The organism is Blautia faecis (genome assembly GCF_020554845.1).
GTDB lineage: Bacteria > Bacillota > Clostridia > Lachnospirales > Lachnospiraceae > Blautia_A > Blautia_A faecis.
Genome location: NZ_JAJCIA010000134.1, coordinates 1 through 203 on the forward strand (window position 1 = coordinate 1; position 203 = coordinate 203).

Sequence of the window (203 nt, forward strand, 5' to 3'; positions counted from 1 at the left end):
GAGCAGCTGATTTGTAATCAGCAGGTTATCGGTTCGAGTCCGATCATCGGCTTTTTGGACCTTTAGCTCAGTTGGTTAGAGCAACCGGCTCATAACCGGTCGGTCCTGGGTTCGAGTCCCCGAAGGTCCATTTAATTTAATATTCTTCTGGCCCGGTGGCTCAGTTGGTTGGAGCGCCGCCCTGTCACGGCGGAGGTCGAGAG

General features: G+C 54.2%; 1 tRNA gene. It reads left to right on the top strand.

The features are described 5' to 3' along the window. The first annotated feature begins 56 nt into the window (after positions 1-56). A tRNA-Ile gene (locus tag LIZ66_RS18500) sits at positions 57-130 on the top strand. The last annotated feature ends 73 nt before the right edge of the window (positions 131-203 follow it).